General features: G+C 62.2%; 23 protein-coding genes. 13 read left to right on the top strand and 10 right to left on the bottom strand.

Going from position 1 to position 26,241, the window contains the following annotated elements:
• The gene (locus tag ACIQTW_RS10485; protein ID WP_402936745.1) at window positions 1-705 is read right to left on the bottom strand and encodes a DUF2306 domain-containing protein; all 705 of its coding nucleotides are present in this window, start codon (window positions 703-705) and stop codon (window positions 1-3) included.
• Window positions 706-857: 152 nt separating this feature from the next.
• Between ACIQTW_RS10485 and ACIQTW_RS10480 the strand changes: the two genes are divergently transcribed.
• The 7 genes from ACIQTW_RS10480 (at window position 858) to ACIQTW_RS10450 (ending at window position 9,576) form a co-directional block, all read left to right on the top strand.
• A complete protein-coding gene (locus ACIQTW_RS10480) occupies window positions 858-1,583 on the top strand; it encodes a TetR/AcrR family transcriptional regulator (protein ID WP_402936744.1) in 726 nt (241 codons plus the stop codon).
• Window positions 1,580-3,040 carry an MFS transporter gene (locus ACIQTW_RS10475; protein ID WP_402936743.1) on the top strand — a complete coding sequence of 487 codons (1,461 nt, stop codon included), beginning with the start codon at window positions 1,580-1,582 and terminating at the stop codon, window positions 3,038-3,040. Before ACIQTW_RS10480 ends, ACIQTW_RS10475 begins: the two co-directional genes overlap by 4 nt.
• Before the next feature lie 10 nt (window positions 3,041-3,050).
• Window positions 3,051-3,926: an SMP-30/gluconolactonase/LRE family protein gene (locus ACIQTW_RS10470; RefSeq protein WP_402936742.1), complete on the top strand. Its 876-nt coding sequence runs from the start codon at window positions 3,051-3,053 to the stop codon at window positions 3,924-3,926.
• 34 nt (window positions 3,927-3,960) lie between these two features.
• Window positions 3,961-4,194: a DUF6480 family protein gene (locus ACIQTW_RS10465; protein ID WP_402936741.1), complete on the top strand. Its 234-nt coding sequence runs from the start codon at window positions 3,961-3,963 to the stop codon at window positions 4,192-4,194.
• Between the two features lie 61 nt (window positions 4,195-4,255).
• A complete protein-coding gene (locus ACIQTW_RS10460) occupies window positions 4,256-5,176 on the top strand; it encodes an NADP-dependent oxidoreductase (protein ID WP_402936740.1) in 921 nt (306 codons plus the stop codon).
• Between the two features lie 59 nt (window positions 5,177-5,235).
• Window positions 5,236-8,064, top strand: coding sequence for an FAD-binding and (Fe-S)-binding domain-containing protein (locus tag ACIQTW_RS10455; protein ID WP_402936739.1), 2,829 nt, complete (start codon window positions 5,236-5,238; stop codon window positions 8,062-8,064).
• Between the two features lie 234 nt (window positions 8,065-8,298).
• Window positions 8,299-9,576, top strand: a complete 1,278-nt coding sequence (locus tag ACIQTW_RS10450; RefSeq protein WP_402936738.1) for a flavin-containing monooxygenase — start codon at window positions 8,299-8,301, stop codon at window positions 9,574-9,576.
• A 62-nt stretch (window positions 9,577-9,638) separates the two neighbouring features.
• Here ACIQTW_RS10450 and ACIQTW_RS10445 read toward each other — a convergent pair whose 3' ends face one another.
• Genes ACIQTW_RS10445 through ACIQTW_RS10430 form a run of 4 tightly spaced genes read right to left on the bottom strand, consistent with a single transcriptional unit; the run spans window position 9,639 to window position 13,345 of the window.
• The gene (locus ACIQTW_RS10445) at window positions 9,639-11,057 is read right to left on the bottom strand and encodes an aspartate ammonia-lyase (RefSeq protein WP_402936737.1); all 1,419 of its coding nucleotides are present in this window, start codon (window positions 11,055-11,057) and stop codon (window positions 9,639-9,641) included.
• 41 nt (window positions 11,058-11,098) lie between these two features.
• Window positions 11,099-12,256: a M20 family metallopeptidase gene (locus tag ACIQTW_RS10440; protein ID WP_402936736.1), complete on the bottom strand. Its 1,158-nt coding sequence runs from the start codon at window positions 12,254-12,256 to the stop codon at window positions 11,099-11,101.
• Window positions 12,246-12,917, bottom strand: coding sequence for a DUF1028 domain-containing protein (locus ACIQTW_RS10435; protein ID WP_402936735.1), 672 nt, complete (start codon window positions 12,915-12,917; stop codon window positions 12,246-12,248). The genes ACIQTW_RS10440 and ACIQTW_RS10435 overlap by 11 nt, the downstream gene beginning before the upstream one ends.
• Entirely contained in the window at window positions 12,914-13,345 is a 432-nt protein-coding gene (locus ACIQTW_RS10430; RefSeq protein WP_402936734.1) for a RidA family protein, read from the bottom strand. The genes ACIQTW_RS10435 and ACIQTW_RS10430 overlap by 4 nt, the downstream gene beginning before the upstream one ends.
• Before the next feature lie 130 nt (window positions 13,346-13,475).
• Here ACIQTW_RS10430 and ACIQTW_RS10425 point away from each other — a divergent pair, with 130 nt between their 5' ends.
• On the top strand, window positions 13,476-14,390 hold the full coding sequence (locus ACIQTW_RS10425; protein ID WP_402936733.1) for a LysR substrate-binding domain-containing protein: 915 nt from the start codon (window positions 13,476-13,478) through the stop codon (window positions 14,388-14,390).
• Here the strand turns inward: ACIQTW_RS10425 and ACIQTW_RS10420 are convergent.
• Both ACIQTW_RS10420 and ACIQTW_RS10415 read right to left on the bottom strand, forming a co-directional pair.
• Complete coding sequence (locus ACIQTW_RS10420; protein WP_402936732.1) at window positions 14,387-14,995, bottom strand: TetR/AcrR family transcriptional regulator; 609 nt, start codon at window positions 14,993-14,995, stop codon at window positions 14,387-14,389. The genes ACIQTW_RS10425 and ACIQTW_RS10420 overlap by 4 nt on opposite strands.
• Window positions 14,996-15,100: 105 nt before the next feature.
• Window positions 15,101-17,071, bottom strand: a complete 1,971-nt coding sequence (locus tag ACIQTW_RS10415) for a primary-amine oxidase (RefSeq protein WP_402936731.1) — start codon at window positions 17,069-17,071, stop codon at window positions 15,101-15,103.
• Between the two features lie 118 nt (window positions 17,072-17,189).
• On the opposite strand from ACIQTW_RS10415, the gene ACIQTW_RS10410 reads away from it, so the two are divergent.
• The 3 genes from ACIQTW_RS10410 to ACIQTW_RS10400 all read left to right on the top strand — a co-directional run bounded on the left by ACIQTW_RS10410 (window position 17,190) and on the right by ACIQTW_RS10400 (window position 20,905).
• Window positions 17,190-17,663, top strand: coding sequence for a hypothetical protein (locus ACIQTW_RS10410; protein ID WP_402936730.1), 474 nt, complete (start codon window positions 17,190-17,192; stop codon window positions 17,661-17,663).
• A gap of 20 nt (window positions 17,664-17,683) precedes the next feature.
• Complete coding sequence (locus ACIQTW_RS10405; RefSeq protein ID WP_402936729.1) at window positions 17,684-19,180, top strand: aldehyde dehydrogenase family protein; 1,497 nt, start codon at window positions 17,684-17,686, stop codon at window positions 19,178-19,180.
• Window positions 19,181-19,396: 216 nt separating this feature from the next.
• Complete coding sequence (locus tag ACIQTW_RS10400; RefSeq protein WP_402936728.1) at window positions 19,397-20,905, top strand: APC family permease; 1,509 nt, start codon at window positions 19,397-19,399, stop codon at window positions 20,903-20,905.
• A gap of 167 nt (window positions 20,906-21,072) precedes the next feature.
• Here ACIQTW_RS10400 and ACIQTW_RS10395 read toward each other — a convergent pair whose 3' ends face one another.
• Both ACIQTW_RS10395 and ACIQTW_RS10390 read right to left on the bottom strand, forming a co-directional pair.
• The gene (locus ACIQTW_RS10395) at window positions 21,073-22,422 is read right to left on the bottom strand and encodes an MFS transporter (RefSeq protein WP_402936727.1); all 1,350 of its coding nucleotides are present in this window, start codon (window positions 22,420-22,422) and stop codon (window positions 21,073-21,075) included.
• 209 nt (window positions 22,423-22,631) lie between these two features.
• Complete coding sequence (locus tag ACIQTW_RS10390; protein WP_402936726.1) at window positions 22,632-23,465, bottom strand: alpha/beta fold hydrolase; 834 nt, start codon at window positions 23,463-23,465, stop codon at window positions 22,632-22,634.
• Between the two features lie 95 nt (window positions 23,466-23,560).
• Between ACIQTW_RS10390 and ACIQTW_RS10385 the strand changes: the two genes are divergently transcribed.
• Together ACIQTW_RS10385 and ACIQTW_RS10380 are read left to right on the top strand one after the other, a co-directional pair.
• Window positions 23,561-24,124: a TetR/AcrR family transcriptional regulator gene (locus ACIQTW_RS10385; RefSeq protein ID WP_402936725.1), complete on the top strand. Its 564-nt coding sequence runs from the start codon at window positions 23,561-23,563 to the stop codon at window positions 24,122-24,124.
• 41 nt (window positions 24,125-24,165) lie between these two features.
• On the top strand, window positions 24,166-25,467 hold the full coding sequence (locus tag ACIQTW_RS10380; protein ID WP_402936724.1) for a cation:proton antiporter: 1,302 nt from the start codon (window positions 24,166-24,168) through the stop codon (window positions 25,465-25,467).
• Window positions 25,468-25,488: 21 nt separating this feature from the next.
• On the opposite strand, the gene ACIQTW_RS10375 is transcribed toward ACIQTW_RS10380, so the two are convergent.
• On the bottom strand, window positions 25,489-26,241 hold the full coding sequence (locus ACIQTW_RS10375) for an SDR family oxidoreductase (RefSeq protein WP_402936723.1): 753 nt from the start codon (window positions 26,239-26,241) through the stop codon (window positions 25,489-25,491).

The following is a 26,241-nucleotide window of genomic DNA, read 5'->3' as shown; positions in this document are numbered from 1 at the left end:
TCACCTTGGTTCCTCATGGAACCGAACGGTGGCCCGCCGTCGCCGTCGGATGACGTACTCGGCCACCGCGAGATTAATGACCCAGGATGCGCCCATGAGCACTGCCCGCGTTGTCTCATCGGTGGGGCCGGCCACCAGCATCCAGGACAGAACCACGAAAGCCTGCGTTCCCGCGCCCAGCGCGATGGCGTAGGCACGCGTCATCCAGGCGCCATGAGCGGCGTAGTCCCGCCGGCGGATGGCTAACAGCCCCGCGATGATGCTCGCAACCATGGCGGTACCAAAGATCAGTCGAAGAACCAGAAGGGCGTCACCGTCACCCTCTGGTAGGGCGTAGAACATTGACATCCACAGACCTGACACGCCTGCCAGCAGGCCCGCCGGCACCAGGATACGTCCGGCCATTTGGTGCCACGTTTTCCTGCCCCGTCGAGGTGCGGAAACTCGTCGAAGTGTGGGGACGAACTGAAAGGCTCCCAGAAGGCTGTACACCGTAACTGTGACGATGTGCGTTACTACCGGGATGGGTGAAGCGAAGAACCGGGCGTTCTGCGGAGTGACGTTCGCGCCACCCGTCAGTTCGGTGAGTCGCGCCGCGCCGGCAAAAACCGGAATGAGGCTGAGGATGATCAGCGCCACGGGCACGGCCCATTTTGTGCGGCTGCGGCCGTGGCTCCGGATGGGTGCGGTCTTTTGAGATGTCATGACTCTGCCTGCGTTCTGGGTGGATGACGAAAGGGAGGGGTGCCAAAACTACAAGGTGTACGCTGTACACCTTCGCGATTCAAACACTAGGTGTACGCTGTATACCTGTCAAGGCATACCCGGATCTTGGCTGTGTGCAGAAGGGAATTTGCATGACCCAGCTAGCGGAGGCAGCTCGGCGCGCACCCCTGAACCGTGACCGCGTCCTCAGCGCCGCAGTCACGCTCGCGGACGAGGGAGGTATTGAGTCGCTCAGTATGCGTCGTCTCGCCCAGGAACTAAGCGTTGTTCCAATGGCGCTGTACAAGCATGTTGCCAACAAGGAAGAACTCCTCGGCGGCATGGTGGACACCATCGTTGGCGAGATCGGCCCACCTGTTCCGGACGTTCCGTGGAAGTCCGCTGTCCGGCTCCGGGTCCTTTCGGCCAGGCAAGTGCTCCTGCGGCATCCTTGGGCACGCCCTGTAATTGAGACCCGCACCAACGTGACCCCCGCAGTCCTCGGGTATATGGACGGCTTCGCCGGGATGTTCCTGGCGGGCGGATTCTCAGTGGATCTCACGCATCACGTCATGCATGCCATGGGAAGCCGAATGTGGGGTTTTACCCAAGAAGTTTTCGATGACTCTGCTGGGCAGGCTGGGAACCAGCAACCACAGGTGCCGGCGGAAGTCCGGGCAACCATGGCCCAACAGATGGCCGAAAACTTCCCAAATCTCTTCAAAATTGCTGCAGCGGCAGCGCATGAGGACGAATCCGTGGTGGGGAACGGCTGCGACGACCAATTCGAGTTCGAGTTCGCGCTGGACCTCCTCTTGGAGGGCTTCGAGCGACTCCACCAGGAGAACTGGACATCAGGCGGGGGCAAGGGCAAATGACTACGGCCACTGACGAAGGGGTCGGGTTCCGTTCCCGGCGCGGGCCCATACTGATTGCGCTGATGCTCGCAACGGGCCTGGTAGCGATCGATGCCACCATAGTTGCTACCGCAGTGCCCTCCATCGTGGAGGACATCGGCGGCTTCGCCTCGTTCCCGTGGCTCTTTTCCGCCTACCTGCTGGCACAGGCCGTCTCCGTGCCCGTCTACGCCAAACTCTCAGACGTCGTGGGCCGCAAGCCAATCATCCTCGGTGGGATTGGCCTTTTCCTGCTTGGCTCGATTCTCTGCGGGCTGGCTTGGAGCATGCCTGCGCTCATTGCCTTCCGAGTGCTCCAGGGGCTGGGGGCGGGCGCAGTCCAGCCTGTGGCAATCACGATTGCGGGTGACATTTACACCCTTGCAGAGCGGGCAAAAGTCCAGGGATATCTGGCCAGCGTGTGGGCCGTCTCTTCCGTAGTGGGACCAACTCTGGGAGGCGTCTTCGCATCATTGGGAATCTGGCGGTGGATCTTCCTGATCAACATCCCGCTGTGCCTGATCGCAGCCTGGATGCTCCTCCGAACTTTCCACGAGAACGTCGAGCGAACCAAGCACCGGATCGACTACGCGGGAGCCGGGCTGCTGACGATTTCTTTGAGCCTGCTCATCCTCGGGGCCCTCCAAGGTGGTCAAGCCTGGCCTTGGGATTCGCCTGTCAGCTTCATCGTCTTTGGCGGAGGGGCCTTGTTGTTCGTTGTATTTCTTTTGGTGGAAAGGAAGGCAGCGGAACCGGTCCTGCCACCGTGGGTTGTCTCCCGCAGGCTGCTGGCGACGACGGCGATGGTAGCTTTCGGTGTAGGCGCGGTCATGCTCGGCATCACAACCTACGTCCCGACGTTCCTGGAAGGGTCCTTGAAGACCTCACCCCTTCTGGCCGGGCTCGCGTTGGCGGCGTTGACCATCGGCTGGCCCATCAGCGCGTCGCAGGCCGGCCGTTTTTACCTCCGGATCGGGTTCAAAAACACGGCCATCATCGGCATCGTGATTACGGTGATCGGCTCGGCCATCCTTGCCCTCACTGCCCCGACGCCCAATATTATTCTGGTGGCAATGGCATGCTTCGTCGTCGGGCTCGGACTGGGGCTGGTGGCAACGCCTAGTCTCATTGCCGCGCAGACCAGTGTCGAATGGAATGAGCGCGGCGTGGTCACCGGAACCAACCTCTTTGCCCGTTCAATCGGGAGCTCCATCGGCGTTGCAGTTTTCGGTGCCATTGCCAACGCCATCTACGCCAACGGTCCCAGCGGCGGTCCCGATCCGCAAACCACCGTGCACGCGTCCACTGCCGTCTTCCTGGCCGTGCTCGTCAGCGCCGTCCTTACTGTTGTGGCGGTCCTGGTGATGCCCGCTGACGAAGGAACGCACAGGACCAAGCAACGGGCTCACAAGCCCAGCTCGGAACCTGCCAACGACTAGTCTCGAACGTATGGAAGAACTGATCGTCGGCACCTTGGAAAAGTTGTTTGAAGGAACCGTCTGGGCCGAAGGCCCTCTTTGGATTCCACAGTCGCAGACCGTTCGCTGGAGCGACATCCCCAACAACAGGATTCTTGAGTACTCTCCTGCCACCGGCGCGACGCGCGAGTATGCCACCGGCGTCGAATACACCAACGGCCGGACGCTTCACCCGGACGGCAGCGTGGTGCAGTGCAGCCACGGACGCAGGCGCGTAGAGCGGGACCACGACGGCGTAGTGACGCCGATGGTTGAAACGTTCGGCGGGCATCGGCTCAATTCGCCCAACGACGTTGTGGTGGCCGGCGACGGCACGGTCTGGTTTACCGATCCTCCTTACGGGATCCTGCCCGGGACGGTGGAAGGACATGAGGGCGAGCAGGAATACGGTGGCTGCTACGTCTTCCGTTTCGACCCCGAAAGCCAGGAAATCACTCCGGTGGTCACGGATTTGGTGCATCCCAACGGCCTTGCGTTTTCCCCGGATGAATCGCTTCTCTACGTATCGGACACGGCGGGTCGGAGCCGTGGAGTGCCGTTCCGGATCGCCGTCCATCCGGTGAGCGATGGCGCGTGCGGAGAGGGCGGAACTTTTGTTGAGCTCGAAGACGACGCGGCTTCGGACGGGTTCAGAGTGGACGTCGAGGGCAGGGTGTGGACGTCCGCGGGAATGTCAGTGCGTGTCTATGCGCCCGATGGCACCCTGCTCACCGCGATGGATGTTCCGGAAAAGGTGTCCAATCTCTGCTTTGGCGGAGTTGACGGACATGACCTCTACATCACGGCTACGACCTCCTTGTACAGGGTCCGGACATCAACGCGGGACACGACCATGAGAGTAATCTGAAGACAGCACCAGCACTGCGATCGAGGGAGTGAATGTGTCCGGAAGCAACCCCGACCCGTATGAGGATAAAATCACCGGCTTGGAGCCGGGCGGGGGAGTGCCCCCTGGAGAAACTCCTCCCGGCGAATCGTCAACAGCCGGTCCCCAAGGCCATGACGAGGGCGGCCCCAGGAAAGGCATGCAGTTCCTGTGGCTCGCAGCAATCGGTGCTGGCGTGCTGCTCACGCTGCTTTTCTTCATCGGCTACATCGTCGGCTTTTTCGACTAGGCGGCAGGTCCCCGTCGTGCCCCAGCGGAATACACGGCACTAAACGGGAGTTGGCGCTCATATGAAGGCAATTACTTATAGCGAATACGGAAGCCCGGACGTGCTGGAACTGACCGAGCAGCCCATGCCAAAGGTTGGGCCGGGAATGGTGCTGGTCAAGGTGAAAGCAGCCTCGGTAAACCCGGTTGACTGGAAGATCATGGCCGGCTACCTGGATTCATTCATGGACCTTCAATTCCCGGCGATCCCCGGCTGGGACGTGGCGGGCGTTGTGGAAGCTGTTGGTATTGACGCTCCCCACTTCAAACCCGGTGAAGAAGTCATCTCCTACGGCCGCAAGGACTACGTCCACGGCGGCAGTTTTGCCGAGTACATTGCCCTGCCGGAGCGGTTGCTCGCCCGTAAGCCGGAGTCATTGGAATGGAACGAGTCGGCAGGGCTTCCCTTGGCTGGGCTCACCGCTTTCCAGGTCCTCAACCGCTTGGGACTCACGTCCGGCGAGACTGTGCTGATCCACGGCGGATCCGGCGGAGTCGGGTCCCTTGGAATTCAAATCGCGGTGGCACGCGGCGCGAAGGTCATCGCGACTGCGTCGGAGAAGAACCACGACTTCCTGCGGTCGCTGGGTGCCGAACCCGTTGCTTATGGCGAGGGGCTCGTTGATCGGGTGAAGGCGCTGCATCCGGATGGAGTGGACGTCGTAGCCGACTTCGTAGGCGGCAATCTTGAGGCAACGTTGGAGGTCCTGGCCGGGACCGGACGGCATGCTTCCATCGCCGACAGCGAGGTGGAAGCCCACGGCGGCACCTGGATGTGGGTCAACCCGGTGGGGGCCGAGCTGCAGCAGCTCGCCGATCTGGTGGACGAGCACAAAATCCGGGTGGAAGTGGCTACCGCATTGCCTTTGGCCGAGGCCGCTGATGCCTTCCGGCTCAATATGGAAGGACATACGCGCGGGAAAATTGTGGTCACCGTCCCTTAGGGCCGATGGGCTGCTGACATAATGCAATCCACTCCCGTACTGGATTGGATGGTGCCCTAGTGGCTTCTCTTGACCTCTCAAGCTTCCGTGCTGCGGTGCAGGATCCGGCCGTTGTAAGTACCCGGGCGATTGATCTCCATGCCAATGCCCATGATGCCTCGCATTTCCTGTTGATTCCGCAGGCGGTGGTCACGGCGAAGAGCGCTGCGGATGTTGGTGGGTTGCTGCGTGCCAGCGCAACCCAGGGAGTGCCGCTCACGTTCCGTTCCGGCGGTACCAGCCTGAGCGGGCAGGCCGTCACCGATGGCATTCTGGTGGATGTTCGCCGGAACTTCAGGGATATTGAAGTGCTCGACGACGGCGGCCGGGTCCGCGTCCAGCCGGGCGTCACTGTTCGGGCACTCAATGCGAGGCTCGCGCGCTACGGCCGGAAGTTCGGGCCGGATCCTGCCAGCGAAGCTGCTTGCACCATCGGCGGGGTAGTAGCCAACAACTCCTCCGGCATGAACTGCGGCACCGTGGACAACACGTACCGCACTCTGGAGTCGCTGACCGTAGTGCTGCCGTCGGGGACGGTCATTGACACCGGGGAGTCGGACGCCGAGCAAAAGCTCCGAACCCTTGAGCCGGCGTTGTACGAAGGCCTGGTGAAGCTGGCGGAGCGGGTCCGGAACAACCCTGACTCCGTTCGGAGGATCCGACAGCAGTTTTCCATGAAGAACACCATGGGGTACGGGCTGAACTCCCTGCTGGACTTCCGGAATCCGGTAGACATCCTGGCGCACCTGATCATCGGCAGCGAAGGCACTCTGGGATTCGTTGCCGAGGCGGTCTTCCGCACCATTCCGCGGCTACAGCACGCTGCAGCGGGTCTGTTGGTCTTCCCGGATCTTGAGGCAGCAAACGCTGCTCTTCCCGCGCTGGTGGAAACGGGAGCCGCGACCATCGAACTCATGGATGCCTTGTCACTCAAGGTGGGCCAGACGCTCAAGGGGACGCCCGCCGTCGTTCATGACATAGCTGTCCAGGACCATGCCGCACTTCTGGTGGAGTACTCCGCAGGAAGCGCCGCCCAATTGGAAGAGCTTCAGGCCGGCGGTTCGGAAATCCTGACGGGCTTTGGTCTGTCAGCTCCTGCGCAATTCACCGCAGACGCCAGGGAGCGCAGTCAATTGTGGCAGCTGCGGAAGGGACTCTATGCCTCCGTGGCGGGGGCGCGTCCCCAGGGCACCACGGCACTGTTGGAAGACATTGTGGTGCCGGTGCCCGTGCTGGGCCGCACCTGCCGTGGCCTGATAGGGCTCTTTGAAAAGTACGGCTACAGCAACAGTGTGATCTTCGGCCACGCCAAGGACGGCAACGTCCACTTCATGCTGACTGATGGCTTTGCTTCCACGTCCGAACTGGACCGTTACAGCGCGTTCACCGAGGACATGGTGGATCTGGTGCTTGCCGAAGGAGGCTCGTTGAAGGCGGAGCACGGCACGGGGCGGGTCATGGCGCCTTTCGTTCGCCGGCAGTACGGCGACGAGCTCTACGACGTCATGCGCACCATCAAGCACCTCTTCGACCCCTCCGGGATGCTCAACCCGGGGGTGGTGATGGAGGAGGACCCCATGGCCCACCTCCGGCACATCAAAACAACCCCACCGGTAGCGGAGGAAGTGGACCGCTGCGTTTCCTGCGGCTATTGCGAGCCGGTTTGCCCCAGCAAGGACATCACCCTCACGCCGCGCCAAAGGATCGTCACGCTGCGTGCCATCGAATCCGCGCGTTTGGCCGGGGACATGGCGTTGGTGAAAGAGCTCGAGCGGGACTACGAGTACGCATCGGTGGACACCTGCGCCGTGGACGGTATGTGCCAAACAGCGTGCCCGGTGGATATCAACACAGGTTCGCTGGTGAAGCGCCTCAGGAGGAACGACGCCGGCAAACTCGCCAATGGTGCGTGGAACGCCGCCGCCAAGCATTGGGAAGGAGTCACCCGGGGAGCGGCTCTTGCGCTGACCGTGGTGGACAAGCTCCCATCAGCTGTCGTCACTCCGCCCAACAAGGCAGCGCGGGCAGTCCTTGGGGCAGATACCGTACCCCTCTACTCCCCGGAACTGCCGGGAGGAGGCTCAGCGCGAAAACGCCCGATCCCTGCAGGGCACGTGGACGCGGTGTACTTTCCGGCCTGCGTGAACACGATGTTTGGAGCGGCAGGGTTCGACTCGCCCGGAGCTACCGGGCGCGGCGTGCAGTACAGCTTGGAGCAGCTTTCCGCCCGGGTAGGCCTCACCCTCCTGGTGCCGCAAGGCATTGACGGCCTGTGTTGTGGAACGCCGTGGTCCTCCAAGGGGATGGCTGACGGCCAGGAAACCATGAGAGCGAAAACCTTGGCAGCGCTTCGTCAAGCAACCCGTGACGGTGACCTACCTATCGTCTGCGATGCGTCATCCTGCACGGAAGGCCTGCGCCATGCGGTGGAATCCGACGTCCCGGCGGAGGGTCAGCTTCCCTTGCGCATCGTGGACGCCGTGGACTTCGCAGTCGAGCGGATCCTGCCTTGCCTGCCTGAGTACCAAAGGCTTGGTTCTCTGGCGCTGCATCCCACCTGTTCGTCTACGCGGATGGGCTTGAACGATGCCCTCAGCGTGGTGGCCGGTGCCGTGGCGGATCGTGTGGACATTCCAGAAAACTGGGGTTGTTGTGCGTTCGCCGGCGACAGGGGCATGTTGCATCCTGAACTGACGGCATCGGCAACCGCACGCCAGGCAACGGAGGTAGCGGACATGCGCGCTGCTGCCCATGCCTCCTGCAACCGGACCTGCGAGCTTGGCATGACGCGCGCCACGGGCTCCCAGTACCGGCACGTGTTGGAGTTACTGGAGGAGCTCTCCCGGTAGTCGACGAGGCAGTTACCTCAGACATCATCAAAATTTCCGATGCGGTTGCGCGGTTTTATTCGCTATGCAGATGCACTTTGTGCGCGTGAGAATGAAATGACCGTCACAGAAAAGGGCCGCAGCGTCCGTCATATCAGCCGGCACTCCCAACGAGGGGAGCGGCAACGGGGACGACACCTTGAAGTCGTTCCCCGTCGATGAGCGCTGTGACCTTTCGCTATATAGGGAGATCACATGTCAAGCCAAGAGGTTGAGGTCCTCGTCGTAGGGGCAGGCCAAGCCGGTGTAGCGATGAGCGAGCACCTGAGCGAGCGGGGAATTCCCCACATCGTTCTTGAACGCCACCGCATTGCCGAGCGGTGGCGTTCCATGAGGTGGGATTCCCTGGTTGCCAATGGGCCTGCCTGGCACGATCGTTTCCCGGGCCTGGAATTCACCGACATCGAGCCCGGCTCTTTCCCCTCCAAGGAGCAGGTAGCCGACTACTTCGTGGCGTATGCCGAGAAGATCGGTGCGCCCATCCGCTGCGGCGTGGAAGTAAAGTCCGTGCGCAGGAACGTCGGTGCGCCTGGCTTTCACGTGCAAACGTCCGATGGTGAGTTCAACGCGCGCTATGTCGTAGCCGCCACCGGGCCGTTCCAGCGTCCGGTGATTCCCGCCGTCGTTCCCGAAACCGCCGGACTTATGCAGATGCACTCAAGCTCGTACCGCAACCCTGGCCAACTGGCCCAAGGGGCCGTGCTGGTGGTCGGGGCTGGTTCATCGGGCGTGCAGATCGCCGCGGAAATCCAGCGCTCGGGCCGGCAGGTATACCTCTCGGTGGGGCCGCATGACCGTCCTCCGCGGAACTACCGGGGACGGGACTTCTGCTGGTGGCTGGGGGTCCTCGGCAAGTGGGACGCCTCAACCCCGGCTCTGGGCGCAGAACACGTAACCATAGCGGTCAGCGGGGCAGACGGCGGACACACGGTCGATTTCCGCGCGCTCGCCGGGAACGGGATCAAACTCGTGGGACGGACAACGGCGTTCCTGGACGGCACAATGCGCTTCGCGGATGACCTCCGCACCAACATTGCGAACGGTGACGCACACTACCTGGAGTTGTTGGACGAAGCCGACGCGTATGTTGAACGCAACGGCCTGGATCTTCCTGAGGAGCCCGAGGCCCGTTTCCTTAGGCCGGACCCGGAGAGCCTCACCAACCCCATCCGCGAGTTGGACCTCGCGGCGGCCGGAGTCACCTCCATCGTGTGGGCAACAGGCTTCGCAGTGGACTACAGCTGGCTGCAAGTGGACGCCTTCGATGACAAGGGAAAGCCGCTGCAGCAACGCGGTGTCTCCACCGAGCCTGGCATCTACTTCCTGGGCCTGCCATGGCAGTCCCGCCGTGGGTCCAGCTTCATCTGGGGTGTCTGGCATGACGCCAAGTACGTGGCCGACCAGATCACCATCCAGCGGAGCTACCTGGTCCACAACGAGCAGGATGCGCTGGTGGCAAGCGGCGCCGTCTGACGTTAGAACCGCAAAAGGGGGACCACGCCACTGGCGTGGTCCCCCTTTTGCGGTGGGTGGCTTTAACCGAGCCCAGCAAGCGACCTGGCCGAAAGGGCCGCCTCCATTTTCTGCGGGTCAAGCAGTCCGCGCTCAATCACCAATTCGGCAATGCCTCGCTGGGTTGCGAGGGCCTCCTTGGCCAGTTCTGCGGCGGCGGCGTACCCGATCAAGGGTGCCAGTCCGGTGACCACGCTGATGGACTCCACCATCCGTTGCTGCAGCATCTGCGTATTCGCCGTGATGCCGTCCACGCAGTGCGTCCGGAGCTGGCGGCAGGCCACTGTGAGCCAGGCGATCGACTCAAGCAAAGCGTCAGCAATGACCGGTTCGAAGGCGTTGAGTTGGAGCTGCCCTGCCTCCACGGCCATGGTCACAGTGGCATCCGCGCCGATCACCCGGAAGGCTACTTGGTTGACCATTTCCGGGATGACCGGGTTGACCTTACCGGGCATGATGGAGGACCCGGCCTGCACTGCGGGCAGGAAGATCTCTCCAAACCCCGTCTGCGGACCGGAGGAGAGCAAACGGAGGTCGTTGCAGATCTTGGAAAGCTTCACCGCCGCCCTCTTCAAGACGCCGGAGACGAGCATGAAGACGCCGGTATCGCTGGTTGCCTCCACGAGGTTGGTCGCGGAGGTGAGCTGCAGGCATGTGATGGAACTGAGCTCGCTGATCACCGATTCCCGGTAGCCGGGGGAGGCCGTGATGCCGGTGCCGATGGCCGTGGCTCCAAGGTTGGACTCCCGCAAGTGGGGAAGGAGTTCAAGGAGCCGGTGGCCATCCTCCCGGAGGGTGTCAGCGAATGCCCCGAACTCCTGTCCCATGGACATGGGTACAGCGTCCTGCAATTGGGTGCGGCCCACTTTGATGATGCCGGCGAATTCCGCGGCTTTGGTATCAAATGCCTGGATGAGCCTGGAGTGCTCCGCGCAGAATTCCGATATTTCCCGCTGCAGCGCAATCTTGATGGCCGTCGGATAGACGTCGTTGGTGGACTGGCTGCGGTTCACATCATCAATGGGATGAAGCGCAGAGTAGTCTCCCTTGCGGCGTCCCATCAGCTCCAGCGCACGGTTGGCAATCACCTCGTTGGCGTTCATGTTGGTGCTGGTCCCGGCACCGCCTTGGATGGTGTCCACCACGAACTGGTCATCAAAGAGGCCATCCATGACTTCCACGGACGCCTTTTGGATGGCTGCGGATTTGTCCGGATGAAGGAGGCCCAGGCTTTCGTTTGCCCGTGCTGCTGAGTATTTCACGGCACCCAGGCTCCAGATGAGGGAACGCAGGGTGCCGATGGTTCGTCCGCTGACGGGGAAGTTGTCCACGGCCCGGTGCGTGCTGATGCCCCAGTAGGAAGCCTCGGGAACGTCCGCGTCCCCGAGGCTGTCGTGCTCTCGTCGTACTCCCAAGCAGGGAGGAGATTCTTGTTGTGTCATGGTCCTGTTCCTGGAAAATGCTCCCGACGCCGGACTCCTGGCTACGTTGCCAGGTAATCCAGTGCCGTGAGCGCCAAGGCGGCTGCGCCGTCGTGAATGGCAAGGTTGGCTGCGTCACCGACGCAATGCGCGGCGAACTCGGGTTGGTGATTGGCCGCCGGGAAGCAGCCAAGTCCTATGTAGGGGTGGATGGCCGGAACCACTTGGGAAACATTCCCCATGTCCGTGGAAGCCCGGTTCATGGTGGCTTGCTCAGGCGGGGCACTGAAATCGCGGCCAAGAGCCTCCGCATGCTTCACATAAAGCTCCAGTGCCCGCTCGTCCGTGCGGAACTCCGAATAGGGTTCGGATTCCGGAGTCACCGACAACTCGCAGCCGGACGCCACAGCCCCGGCTTCGAAACACCGCTGGACACGCTCCTCCAGCTCACCCAACCGGGCAAGTGATTCTGCACGGACGTACCAGCGGCCCTCCGTCTTTTCAGGGATCGCGTTGGGTGCTTCGCCGCCGCGTGTTTGGATTCCATGGACCCTGGTACCGGGAGGCAACTGTTGGCGGAGGAGGCCCAACGCCACCTGCGCAACAATGAAGGCGTCATTGGCATTGACGCCCTGATCGGGATAGGCAGCGGCGTGGGCTGATTTGCCCCTGTATTCCACATGGTTGTGGGCCACCGCGTAAGGGCGGGCCTCGGCGGAGTCGACGGGGCTGGGATGCGCCATCATGGCCAGGTCCAGGCCGCGGAAGGCCCCCTTTTTGAGCAGCTCGATCTTTCCGCCCCCGCCTTCTTCTGCCGGGGTTCCATAGAGTTCCACGGTGAGGTCATGCTCGGAAACGAACTGGGCCAAGGCCACAGCGGCACCACATGAGATAGCCGTGATGATGTTGTGGCCGCACGCGTGGCCCAGGCCTGGAAGGGCATCGTACTCAGCCATGAGTCCAACGCGGCGGGAGCCCGTTCCGAAAACAGCCCGGATCGCAGTGGGGAAGCCCAGGTACTCCCTTTCCACCTCGAAGCCGTGCGCGGACAGGTACTCCGCGGTCCAGCCGGCGGCACGATGTTCCTGCCATCCGAGTTCGGGATTGGCGTGCAAGGTTTCGGAGAGATGGATCAGCTGCGGCTGCTGCTCGCTGACGGAATCCAGTACCCGTTGGCCTTGAACCGCTGGAGTGGTGGTGGTTGCCGGTTCAGCGCTCATCGCCGGCAACTCCATAACTCACGGAAGCTGCGGGATCCAAGCCGCGGACTACGTAGTCCTCCCGCTGCGGAAGCCAAACCCCCAGGAGCTCCTCCAGTTGCGCGATCGGGTGGTCATGCCAGTCCACGCGGAGGTCCGTGTCCCTCCAGCCGTGTCCGGACACCACCGAAATGCCGGCCGACCGCACGGGTCCGGCTTCGCCTCCGGCTGCCTCGGCCGCTCGAAGGGCAGCCATGAGCCGCACTTCAAGTTCTCCGGCCGTGGCTTCGAAGGCGTCGCAGAGGGCTTGAGCAACACCCGGATGAGTGAGCATGTTGCCGGCAGCCACACTGTTGGCACCCCGGCCCTCACCAAACACGCCAAGGGTATGGTCACCACTGAACACTGCGGATCCGCCGCTTGCGTCCAGGACCACGAGCTGGCGATAGTCCACCGCAGGTGATTCCTGCACGACGGCGTCAATCGCCTCTTGTGCGGAATAGCCGGCTTGCAAGCGGTCCAGCAATGCTGTCCCCAGCCGGGGATCAGTGATGTTCTGGGAGCTGACGGCGCCGATTCCGTCGCGCAGGTGCGCGCACCGGGCAGCGACAGCGGGGGAGGACGAGGAGACGGCTATGCCGAACCTTCCGTGGCTGTCCGTGGCGGCAATACTGAACGTCATGCGCGTCCCTCCGAGGCAGCCGTGGAGATCACTGCAGTAGCGTCGATTTCCACGAGCCATTCCGGGCGTGCAAGAGCTTGGACAACAATTCCAGTGGAAACCGGGAAGACGCCTTTGAGCCAACGGCCCATGGTGCGGTAGACGGTCTCCCGGTAGCGCGGATCCACAAGGTACACGGTGACCTTGACGATATCTTCAAGGCTGCTGCCGGCCTCCTTAAGCAACATGTCGATGTTGGCCATTGCCTTCTCCGTCTGGGCTTCGACGTCGCCGATGCCCACGGACTCGCGTGTCTCAAGGTCTTGCCCGATCTGGCCCCGGAGGTAAACCACCCCGTTGGCCACAACGGCCTGGCACAGGTCGTTATCCAAGTTCTGCTCCGGATAGGTCTCTTTCGTGTTGAACGTACGGATACGCTGGTGCCTCATGTCGCGGTTTGCCTTTCAGTTCTTGGACGGTGCTCGTCTTCTTCAGCTTCCTTCGGTGCTCTAAATCTGTCCAACAGTTCTTTTAGAACGATTGCATCGACTTTTCCGATGAATGGCGTAGCCTCTTCTCATGGATGTGACACTCACGCAGTTGCGCTACTTCGTGGAAGCGGCAGCCCAGCTGTCCATGACAGGGGCAGCCGTTCGGCTCAACGTGGCCCAATCAGCAGTCTCGGCGGCCATAGCTCAGCTGGAGCGGCACGTTGGGACCCAGTTCTTCATCAGGCAGCGCTCAAAAGGCCTGGTGCTCACGCCGGCCGGCGAGCTGTTCGTCAGGGACGCCCAAGCCATCCTTGCCCAGGTTGAGGAGAGCATTGACCACGCACGCGGAGAACACCAAAGCGTCTCCGGGAGGATCCGTCTTGCCTGCTTCAGCACGCTGGCGCCTTTCCTGCTGCCCGGAGTCCTGACCAAACTGCGGGAAGACCACCCCGCCCTCGAAGCGGAAGTCATCGAAACCGACACTTCGGGCTGCATCGCCGCATTGCTCAGCGGGCAGGCGGATTTGGCGCTGTGCTACGACCTCGACCTGCCCGACGCGATAGCCAGTTCGGTAGTGGATACTGTCAGGCCCTATGTGGCACTTCCGCCAGATCACAAGCTGGCAGGGTCAAAGGCAGTTCAGCTATCCGCATTGAGCGGTGAACCCTTCGTGCTGCTGGACCTGCCGCACACCCGCGACCTCATGCTCTCCATCGCCAGGCTCGGTGGCCGGGAGCCCGACATCAGGTTCCGTTCGGCCAGCTATGAAACGGTGCGAACTTTCGTAGCCCGGGGCCTCGGCTATTCCATCCTTCACCAGCGGCCACAACACCAGTTGACGTACGACGGCGGCCAGCTGGCCGCCGTCGAAATCCGCGACGACGTGCCGGAACTGAAGACAGTTCTGGCGCACCTTAAGTCCCATCGCCCCACAGCGAGGGTGCGTGCAGTAGCGCAAGCAGTGCGCCACCAAATCGTTGCCGCGCGCTCTGCCCGAAGCTAGGCCGGCTGTTTCCGGACAGCCAACCGCGCCAGCGCACGCTCCACCAGATGCCGCTGCCGGGAACCAGTGACGGCATCCGGATCCAGCATGGAGGTCACGTGCAGGCCCATCATGACGTTCAGCAGCTCATCAGCAACCGCATCCGGGTCCGCCAAAGGTTCGCATTCGCCGTCGTGCTCTGCTTGGGTAAGGAATCCCATCACCAGCCCACGCCAGTGCAACAGGGCCTCCCTGCCCACGGAGCGCAGCGCGTCCTCCGTCTGCGCGCGCTGCCAGAACGAAACCGCAACGCGGGCTTCCACCACCGTAAGGGGGTCGGCCGGAATGATTTCCAGGCACAACCTCCGAAGGGCCGGAAGCCCGCGGCGGCCAGCCGTGCCAGCCGCGATGCGTTCGTTGGTGCGTTCGCAGATCAACTCGTAGGACGCCAGCAGCAGGGCGTCCTTATTGGGGAAATAGTGGGCCAGCACCCCTGGTGCCGCATAGCCGCACTCCCGGGCGATGTCCCGCATGCTGGCGTTCTCGATGCCCTGCTCCGCGATCAGCCGCCAAGTGGTCTCGATGATGGAACGGCGACGTTCCTCGTGATCAACCAAGCGGGGCATGCTGCTCCTTCATTCGGGCGGGTGGACATGGCGGACCGTGAGCACCCTACCACCGCGGGAACGCCGGGGCGCGCGACCCCGCAGGGGCAACCGGGGATGAAACCGTCAGTGTCCGCAGCCGCCGGCGTTCTGCCCTGCAGGTGCGCAGTGCCCGGCGGCAGACGATGGCACGTTGAGCGTGGGGTTCTGGTCGAAGAAGCCGTGCGGCTTCAGTGTGAAGCCGGTGGTGTCAACGGGCATGATGGGCCAGTCCTCTGGACGGGGGAAGTGGGTCAGGCCAAAGGAGTGCCACACCACGAGGTCCTGGCCATCGATGTCGCGGTTTTGGGCCACGTAGCTGGGAAGCCCTGCACCTCCTGGGTGCTGGTTGACGAAGTCGCCTGCGGCGTAGAGCTCGTCTTCGGCGTGCTGGGTAACCCAAAGGTGATGCTTAGCGAAGGCGGCCCGCGAGGCAATGGAGGAATCATCGGCCATTGCCAGCGTGGGGTTGCCCTCCGGGTAGAGGGTGTAGCCCACAGGGTGGCCAAGGTGGTTCAAGGAGCGGGGGTTGCTGATGTGCCACACCCTTCCCTTGGCGCCGTCGGCATCGCGGACTGCCTCCGATTCACGTACCAACACGGTGCGCTTCTGGGTGAAGGCATTGCCGTGCGGGTTCCCGGGGCCTTTGGGAAGGCGCACCAGATCCAGTTCCTCAACCCGGTTCGTGTCGCCGTCGATCATCATGTCCAGCCGGGCGCTGAAGAGGTGCTGGTGGTAGGGGGCGCCTAGTCCAGGCGCGATCTCTGAAGCGTAGGCGTAATCCTTATCCGGCAATGCTGCCGTGAACACGATGCCTGTCGCCTTCGCCTCAAACTCGATGGTGCCGTCCAAGTAGAGGTACCAGTAGAAGCCGTAATCGTAGTTCCCTACGGTGGTGAAGAAGGAGACCACCAGCCTGCGGTTGCGTCGTACCTCGTTGGAGCCGGCCCACTCGTCCGTATGCTTCCACAGGATTCCCGCGTCTTCCTCGTGGATGCAGATGCCGTTGTCGATCACGCGGGGATTGCCGAAATCATCAGCTACCACAGGGGACATGTAAGTGATGTCGCCCAAGCAGTCGCAACCCAGCTTGAGCGAGTTGGCGTCCCGGCCCACCAGGTACTCGCCGGAATCGAAGTAGTTCTGCCAGCTTCGGTAGGGAGACGGATCGCCATACGGGACCACCATTTCGGAGATGGACGCGCGGTGGACCACCGGCCGACGCTGTCCCTGGTGCGAGTGGTGCAGCTGGTGGAGCACCAATCCTTCGCGCGCGTCGAAGCCCACGCGCAGGTCCCAGCCTGCCCACTTCAGGTGATTGCCCTCCAGCGTGAAGCTGGGGCCTTCCGGTTGAGTGATTTCTATCGGCTTCAGGTCCGTGCGGAGCTCGCCGTGAATTGCGGGGTCGGTGTAGTTGCCGTTGACCTCCGGTACTGGCACGGGGCCGTCGTCGATCAAGTGGTTGACTCGGCGGTTTTCCACGTCCACGAAGGCCACCAACCCGTCAATCGGGTGGGCCCACGGGTGGTCCGCGGCGTGGTCCTGTCGGAATCCGAGGCCGCGAAGAAGCCGTTTGCCTTCCTCGTTCCCGTACTCGAACACGCCTGCCGACAGTGGAGCTACGCGGACCTGCGCCGGGGTCAGGCCACGGCTGGCCAGTGCTGCGTTCCATTGTGGATCTACAGCCAGGATTTCCTCGATGATCCCGAATTCCTCCAGCAGGACCGGCAACTGGCCGTCGATTGCGGGGTTGAGTTCACGCGTATCAAGGACGAGTCCTGTGGTCAGGGACAGCCTGACATCGAGGGAGCGCGACTGTGCCGCGTCCCAAAGCATGGTCCGGACCAGGCGGGGGGCATCTGCGGCATCTCCCCGAAAGGCGGTCTTGGGCGGTTCGATCAGGCCGAGGTAGGCGAAGCGTGTGGTCTCTGCGACGAGGCCGGTCTCTGCCAGAATCCGGCGGGCCTGTTGGATCTCCCCCGCCGAGAGCTGCTCAAGCGGATGCTGCCCCAGCGGAGCCTGCGTCGTTGCGGCCAAGGGGGTGGTCTGAAGGGTCATGGCACTTCCTGAAGTCGTTTTTTGATGGTACAACTGTTCAACCAACGCTTTGATTTTACCCACCTCACAGGCTGGCGTAAAGTCCTTGACCCAAACGTCGCCGGCGACCAGGAGAACCATGAACCAGCAATCCCGCCTACCCGGGCGGCTCGGCAAAACCATGCCCATTCCCGCGGGCCTGGTGGGCGTTGCCGCTGCGGGCAGCGCTATAGCCCACGTGACGGCGGCGGCAGGTACTCCGGCAGGAGTCATGGCTTGGTGGATGGCGGCGATGGGTGCTGCGTGCTTGACCTGCACCGCTCCCATGGCTTGTTCTCTCATTGGGCGGAGGTTCCGGCTCTGCGCCCGACAGGCTGCGCCACGTGCCGCCAGCCACCTCTTGGCCATGAGCGCGGCAATGATCCTCATCCACCTGGTCCTTCTGTTGGGACCTGGCGGCGGGCACCACGGTTACACCCGGCGCGCATCCGTTGCTGGGCACCAAGCAGCCATGCTCACCCTCATCGGCGTTGAACTTCTTTGCCTCCTGGCTGCTTCCGCAGCCCTCCGCATCGCCCGCACCTCCACACCACAGCTGAATCCCCACCACTAAACCCCACACCAGGAGTCACCATGAACACCACCTCAACCACGCTGTCCTTGGACTGGCACGGCCGTGCCGACGCCCTCGCGATCGATGGCAGGGCTTTCGTCGATGGGCGCCGGACAGCGTCAAGCGCGGAATTTACCCGCCCTACGATCAGCCCGATTGATGGTCGCGTCCTCGCTGAGTTGGCTGCATGCGGAACCGATGACGTAGACCGCGCGGTAGCGGCAGCCAGGCGAGCATTTTCCGCGTGGGCCCGATCCGGGGCCGAGAAGCGAAAGGGCCTGTTGCTGGCGTTGGCTGCCTTGATGGAGCGCCATTCCGATGAATTGGCGCTCTTGGAGACGCTGGACAGTGGAAAGCCAATCCTGCAGACCACCACTGTTGACGTGCCCGGTGCCATCTCCACCCTGCGCTGGTACGCGGAAGCTGCGGATAAGCAGAACGGTGAACTGCCGGCAGTTCCGCCGGGAGCGACCGCCCTGGTGACCCGCGAGCCCCTGGGTGTGGTGGCCGCAATCGTGCCGTGGAACTTCCCGCTGGAAATCGCGGTGTGGAAACTGGCTCCGGCGCTGGCTTCCGGAAACACCGTGGTGCTCAAGCCTGCCGAGCAAACCTCGTTGAGTGTGCTGCGACTCGCCGAATTGGCCACGGAAGCGGGACTTCCGGATGGCGTGTTGAACATCGTTACGGGGACAGGGCGGGAAGTAGGCGCGGCCTTGGCGCACCACATGGACGTTGATGCTCTGGCCTTCACGGGCTCCACCGCCGTCTCCCGCACCCTTTTGGAAGCCTCGGGTCGCAGCAACCTCAAACGGCTTAGCCTCGAGGCGGGCGGCAAGAGCTCCAACATCATTTTTGCCGATACGGCAGACCTGCGTGAAGCAGCAGCCAAGGCGGCCTTCGGGGCCTTCTACAACCAAGGGCAGGTCTGCTCTGCGAACTCACGGATCCTGGTGCAACGGGATATCCATGATGAGTTCGCAGCCCTCCTCGCCGAGGAGGCGGCAGGCTACCGACCCGCGGATCCGCTGGCCGGCTTGGAGGGCAACGGCGCCCTGATCAGCAGCGCCCACGCGAACGACGTCGAGGGCTGGATTCGGCGCGGCCGCGCCGAAGGTGAGGTGCTTTTCGGCGGTGAGCGGCGCGAGATCCGGGGATCAGATGCTTACCTGGAACCCACCTTGTTGGGCGGCCTGGGTGCGGATCACGACGTCCACCGCGAGGAGATTTTTGGACCCGTGGCTGTGTTGCACGCCTTCGACACGGAGGAGGAAGCGGTGCGTTTGGCCAATGCCACAGACTATGGGTTGGCTGCGTCGGTGTGGACGTCGAACTTGTCCCGCGGGCATCGCGTGGCAGGGGATCTCCTTGCTGGAACAGTCTCCGTCAACACCGTGGACGCGCTGGGAAATACCACACCCTTTGGCGGCTTCAAGCAGTCCGGGTTCGGGCGGGACCTCTCCCTGCACGCGTTCGACAACTACACCGCGCCGAAGACCACGTGGATCCAGTTCGGCTGATCTGATTCATCTGGAAAACCGCTGATATGCATCGCTATTCAATGGTTTACGTGATGCAGTTCACAAGCCTACGCTGGGGCTCAACAAGGACCGGATATGGCGCGTCAAAGAAGACGAGTCCCGACCATCCCTCCCCATCGCACCCGTCGCCAAGACACCCTCCCTTCCCACCCTTCTTGCTCAGTAGCAAACTTAAGCAGTAGCAAAGGATCGATCATGGATCAGCCAGTAGCCTCAACGCGGCTCGCGCAAGAGCAAAGCAAGCATCTGCAAAAATCCCTGGGCCGCTTCGACATCCTGTTGTTGGTGGTCGCCGCGGTCATCTCAGTGGAGGTCCTGGGCCAGGTCTCCGGCTTCGGCGGGGAAACCTTCACCTGGACACTCATCCTGGCCGTCACGTTCATGGTGCCCTATGGACTGATCTTCGCCGAGACCGGCGGTGCCTTCACCGAAGAGGGTGGCGTCTACGTGTGGACAAAGATGGCGTTTGGCCGTGTGGTTGCAGCAATCACTTCCCTTTTCACCTGGGTGACGCAGCCCGTCTGGGTCGGGGGCGCCATGGCCTTCGTCGCAGTGGAAACCTGGTCCGAGTACGTGGGTCACGTGGACGCCGGCAGCCCGGCCGATTACATCTTCAAGCTGCTCTTCATCTGGATCACGGTGACCTCAGCGATTATCAGCTTGAAGCACGGCAAATGGTTGCCCTCACTGGGCGCCATCCTCAAGGTCGCGTTCCTGACCTTCTTTATTATTGTCACCATGGTTTACGGGCTGCAGCACGGCTTCAACGGTTTGGATCTGGGCTTCTTCTCGCCAACACTTGCCGGCTTCCTGGGTGTGACTCCACTCCTGCTGTTCTCATTCCTTGGATTCGAGTCCGGAAACAGTGCCGCCGGGGAAATGAAGAACCCGGCCAAGGATGTTCCCATCTCGGTGGCCCGGTCCTCCATGATTGCCGCCGCAAGCTACCTGCTCCCGATCCTTGCCATCCTGCTCGTGGTACCGCTGGACCAAATCACCGGCATTGGCGGGCTGTTCGGAGCAATAGCCACGGTCTACACAGTCTTCGGTCCCGCCGCTGAAATCATGCTGTCCATATCCGCCGTCGTCTTCTGCTTCATCCTGGTCTCGCAAGGTGCCGCATGGATGATCATCAGCGACCGCATGCAGGCCATGGCCGCGGCAGACGGCTCCTTCTTCGGAGGCTTCTTTGGGCGCTTCCATCCCAAGCTGGGCACGCCCATCCGCGTCAATACACTCTCCGGTGTGGTGGCAACGCTATTCATGCTCGCAGCCATGCAGCTGAGCGGCACCAGCAGCGCACTGTTCGGAGTGGTCCTCTCCATCGCGATCTCAACGTTCCTGCTGAGCTACCTGTTTGCCATCCCGGCGGCGGTGAAGCTTCGGAGCAAGTATCCCCACACTGATCGGCCCTTCAAGGTTCCTGTCTCCGACACGGGTTTCCGCATCCTCGGCTACATCTGCTTCGCATGGATCCTGATCGGGTCCTGGGTGGCAATCTTCCCGGGGACATTGGATGTGCTCTTCGGCTTGCCGTACGACTTTGAGGCAACCTGGGGCGTCTCGCAGTTCACCTTCGAGGCCTTCGCCCTCGGCACGTTGGGATGCATCCTGGCACTGGGGCTCGTGGGTTACGCCCGTGGCAAGAGGGTGCGGGAAGCGGTAGCGCCCAGGAACGAGGCGGCGGAGCTGGTCAACGACTAGCTGCGGAATCGCCGGAGACGCACGAGTTCGCCGGAGGGGCTTCCCCGCCGTGTGCTTCAGCTGGTGAGGACAGCAAAACCTGTCACACAACAGCCTGACACACACGGAAGGCCCAGCGATCTGGAGCCTTTCCGGCGATCTCGACGGCGAGCTGCCGCCGTCGTAAGTCAGCGCGCTTCGAGGTCCTCGAGCGTTTTGCCCTTGGTGTCCGAGGACAGAAGGGTCGCGACAGCTGAAACCAGGCAGATGCCGAGCGTGGTCAGGCCGATGACCATGGGGATGTTCGCTGATCCCGGGGGAGCGATCGCCGTGAACAGGCTCGGGAAGAAGGAAGCGATCATGAGCCCGATGTTCTGCGAGACAGCGAAGCCGGTCACCCTCATCCGCATGGGGAACTGCTCCTGGAAGAACGTGGCAAAGGTGGCATTCCACATCTGGAAGAGAATGCCTTGAACGATCACGACGCAGACGAAGACCAAGGGAAGGCTGCGCTGCTCGATCGCCCACAGGTAACCCACTGTCAGCAATCCGCCGGCAATGCCGCCGGCCACCATCAGTGTTCGCCGGCCAATCTTGTCGGACAATGCGCCGAACAAGGGGATGGTCAGCACCGCGGCCACATTGGCAGCCAAGGTCACCCAGAGGAACTCGCTGCTGGAGAAGCCGATGCCGTAGCCCTTTTGGGTGGCGAAGGAGACGCCGAAGATGAGGGTGGCCATGCCGATGACGTTGGTGAATGTCATGATGATGCAGCGCAGCAAAACCCAGGGGTGGGTGCGCAGGAGGTCCACCAGAGGGAAGCGGCGCTTGGTGCCGGCGTCCTCGGACTGGGCCAAGTAAGCGGGAGGCTCCTCCACGCGGCGACGGATAACGTACCCGGCCACGATCACCACGGCGCTGAGCAGGAACGGCAAGCGCCAGCCCCATGAGTGGAACTGCTCATCAGGGAGCAGGGCGGCGAGCGGAATCAGGACGGCTGTGGCGAGGATCGAGCCCACCTGCGTGCCTTGCAGGCTGAAGCTCGCAAAGAACCCGCGCTTCGCGTCAGGGGAGTGCTCCACGATCATGGCACTGGCGCCACCGAGTTCCCCTGCGACGGCGAATCCCTGGATCAGCCTCAGAATTACCAGGAGGACGGGAGCCAGAAGGCCCACCTGTCCGTACGTGGGTAGGAGGCCGACGGCAAAGGTCGCGAAGCCCATGAGCAGCATTGCGAAAACCAGCACCTTCTTGCGCCCGTGGCGGTCACCGTAGGCTCCCAGGATCACAGCGCCGAGCGGGCGGGAAACGTAGCCCACGGCGTAGGTGGCCAGCGAGGCGATGATGCCGACGGTGGCATTCTCGGTGGGGAAGAAGATCGTGGGAAACAGAAGTGTTGCCGCCAGCGAGTACAGAGCAAAGTCGTAGTACTCCAGCGCGCTTCCGATCCAGCCGCTCATCGCGGCTTTCTTCGGATCCTTCTGACCCGCTGTGTGTTCCGGGGAGGTGCTGAGATCCCTCCGGTGCGTGACTGTCACGTCGCTGTACTCCTCTGGCGTCGTTGGCAAGGAACAAGAACTCTTCCCATCCAGGACTGAACAAAGTGGTCATTCAGCGTGAGGAAGGTTACATCTTGAATCGATTCATAAATCATAACGGCGTGACGTGGGTTACGTCAACGCACGACGGCGGCAGGCCACCTTCGGTTCCACTGGAACCAAGGCGACCTGCCGCCGTCGGTTATTTACTACTTGGCCAGGAAGCGGAGCAGGACTTCGTTGATTTCAGCGCCGTGTGTCCAGAGCATGCCGTGCGGTGCGTCTTCGATCTCGACGTATTCAGCGGATGGAAGGCGCTTGGTGAACTCGCGGCCTGTGGAGTCGATGGGAAGGATGCGGTCGTCAGTTCCGTGGACGATGAGTGACGGAACGGTGACCTTCTCGATGTCGGAGCGGAAGTCCGTGAGCCATGAATCCACAACTGCGAAGGATGCGTACCAGGACGAGCCTGCGGCGACGTTCCAGGAATTCCGCAGTGCTTCTTCGCTGAGGCGGTTGCCCAGGAAGTTATCGGTGTTGAAGAAGTCGTTGTAGAAGTTGGTGAACCAGGCGTAGCGGTCTTCGATTGCGGCGTTTCGGATGCCGTCGAAAACGGACGAGGGAACGCCGGTGGGGTTGTCGTCCGTCTGGAGGAGGAAGGGTTCAAGGGATGCCAGGAACGCGGCCTTGGCAATGCGGGCTTCGCCGTACGTGCCGATGTAGCGTCCAACTTCGCCCGTACCCATCGAGAAGCCAACCAGCACGACGTCCTGCAGGTCCAGGGTTTCAAGCACGGTGTTCAAGTCAGCCGCGAAAGTGTCGTAGTCATAGCCTGTGGTCGGCTTGCTGGACTTGCCGAAGCCGCGGCGGTCGTAAGTGATGACCCTGTATCCGGCGTTCAGGAGGGCGGCTGACTGCTTTTCCCACGAGCCGCCGTCCAGGGGGTAGCCGTGGATCAGGACTACGGGCTGACCTGTTCCGTGGTCTTCGTAGTAGAGCTCAATGTCCGTGGTGTTCTCGGTGCCAACCTTGATGAAGCCCATGATTTGTCCCTTTTCTCGAAGTGGAGAACGATCGTTCTCCCTGTGTGTTCTCCATAGTAGAGAACGTTCGTTCTCATTGCAAGTAGAATGGGTGCATGGATATTTCCGAAGTTCGCGAACGCATCGTTGCCACTGCCGACGAGCTCTATAACGCGAAGGGAATCCAAGCCGTTGGCATGGACGAACTTCGTTCGGCGGCAGGAGTCTCGCTGAAGAAGCTCTACGCGGAGTTCCCGTCAAAGAGCAGCATCCTCATGGCCGTGCTTGAGCGCCGGCACAAGTCATGGAGCGAAGGGCTCGACGCCACGGTGCAACGAGCTGGAACACCCCGGGAGCGTCTCCTCGCCATCTTTGACTACCTTGCGGGCTGGTTCTGCCAGGATTCGTTCCGGGGCTGCGGTTTCATCAACAGCTTCGCTGAACTCGGAGCCATCAGCCCGGACGTCGCCGAGTATGCGCGGAAGCACAAGGAATCGTTCCAGGAATACGTCGCCCGTTTGGCCAGCGAGGCCGGCGCGCCAAGCTACCTGGCGCCGCAACTCGCCATCCTCGCCGAAGGTGCGCAGACCACTGCGGCCATTGCAGGAACATCCGATGCCGCCGGGCAAGCGCGTCACGCAGCAGCGGTCTTGATCGACTCAGCCCTCGCAGCCGACTAGGCTTCTGACACGCGTCCGACGCGGCAGGAAGAAGACTATTCGTGTTTGAAGTCCCCAGCATCTTGTTCCTTTCGGCAGGCATTGCGGTGTTGGCCGCAGCAGTTCTGCCGAAGTTATTGCGTGACATGCCGCTTTCCATGCCGATGGTCTTTCTGGGCAGCGGAATTCTGGCCTTCACCCTGCTTCCTGACTTACCGGACCCGGATCCCATGCAATATGCGGATTTCACGACGCACCTGACCGAAGTGTGCGTCATCATCTCCCTCATGGGTGCCGGATTGGCTCTGGATAGACCGTTCCGGTGGCGCGGGTGGACCACAACATGGCGCCTCCTCGGGATAGTCATGCCATTGTGCATCCTGGTGATGACGCTCCTTGGCCTGTGGGTGTTGGGCCTGGGGCTGGCCGCCGCCATCCTTGTAGCGGCAGCGATCGCCCCCACTGACCCGGTGCTGGCCTCCGAGGTCCAGGTGGGAAAACCCGCAGACACTGAAGACGACCCTGACGAGGACGAGGTTCGCTTCGCCTTGACCTCCGAGGCGGGTTTGAACGACGGGCTCGCCTTCCCCTTTGTTTACCTGGCAATCCTCATCAGCTTGGTAGGGGCATCCCCGGAGGCATGGCTGGGGGAGTGGCTCGGGTTGGACGTGCTGTGGCGCACTCTTGCCGGGGTCCTGATCGGATTCGGAACGGGCAAACTGCTGAGCCTGATCTTCTTCGCTGCCAAAGGTAAAAGCTTCCGCCTGTCTGAACACTCCGAGGGCTTTGTGGCCCTCGCAGCTACGTTCCTTGCGTACGGTGCCGCGGAGATGGTGGAAGGCTACGGCTTCGTTGCTGTCTTCCTCTGCGCACTGACCATCCGTTCTGCAGAGCACAACCACTCCTACCATCAGGTGCTGCACAGCTATGTGGAGCAGCTTGAGCGCCTCATGACGGTGGTGATCCTGGTTCTCCTTGGTGGTGCGATAGCCCGCGGACTTTTGGACGGAATCGGTTGGCCGGAGCTGTTGGTAGCGTTCGCGTTCCTCTTGCTGGTCCGCCCTTTGGCTGGATGGCTTGGGTTGATGGGTGGAAAGACCGGTCCGCGCGAGCGCCTGGCCATTTCCTACTTCGGCATCCGCGGGATCGGGTCACTGTACTACGTGGCATACGCGCTGAGCCATGGCAACTTCGAAGCTGAGGCCCACGAGCTTTGGGCCCTGATCGGCTTGGTGGTTGCACTTTCCATCGCGGTGCATGGGGCCACCACCGCGCCCCTTATGAACCGGTTGGATCGGCTCCGGGCCGCAGAAGCCCGCAAGCAACATGGCGACGAAGGACGGGCGCCGACCACCGCTGTATAGGCGACGGAGCCAGGCCGGTTGCTACGGGCTCGCGGTCTCTGACAGCCATTCCCCAAGGGATTTTTGGCCGATGATCGCCTCGCCCACTGGCACGATGCTGGTTTCCTGGATGGGTATACCGAAGTACCCGGCGTTGGTATCGGCCACCACGGTGCGGGCATCGCCCTTGGCGCTGAGGACTCGCTTGCCGAACTCGTACATCGGCGCCCTCTCGGGGCCCGCTATTTCGACTGCGCCGTTCAAGGCAGGGGAAATTGCGGCTTCTGCTACCAAACGGGCGACGTCGGCGGCGGCCATGGGCTGCATCAAGTGATCGGTGAGGAAAACTGAGCCGTCGCGTGTGCTGACATCGGCGATCATAGGAATGAACTCGAAGAATTGGGTCGCCCGAACCACGGTGTAGGGAACCCCGCCATTCCGGATGGCGTCCTCCTGCGCGGTTTTGCCGGCGAAGTAGCCCACAGGGCCGATCCGGTCAGTGCCAACCACGGAGAGTGCGACGTGGTGCTGTACGCCGGCCTTCTTCTCTGCGGCTACGAGGTTGTTCGTGGAATTTGTGAAGAACGAGACCACCACGTCTTCGTCAAAGTCGGTGGTGTTGGTCAGGTCGACCACCACGTCAACACCTGTCATCGCTTCATCCAAACCCTCCCCTGTAACTGAGTTAATGCCGTTCGAAGGGGATGCCGGGACAGCCTCGTGCCCTTGGTCTTTCAAAATCTCCACAACCTGCCGGCCAATGAGGCCTGTTCCGCCTGCAATCAGAATCTTCAT

This window comes from Paenarthrobacter sp. NPDC090517, assembly GCF_044769165.1.
In the GTDB taxonomy this organism is placed as follows: Bacteria; Actinomycetota; Actinomycetes; order Actinomycetales; family Micrococcaceae; genus Arthrobacter.
This window is presented reverse-complemented; position numbering and strand designations above follow the sequence as displayed.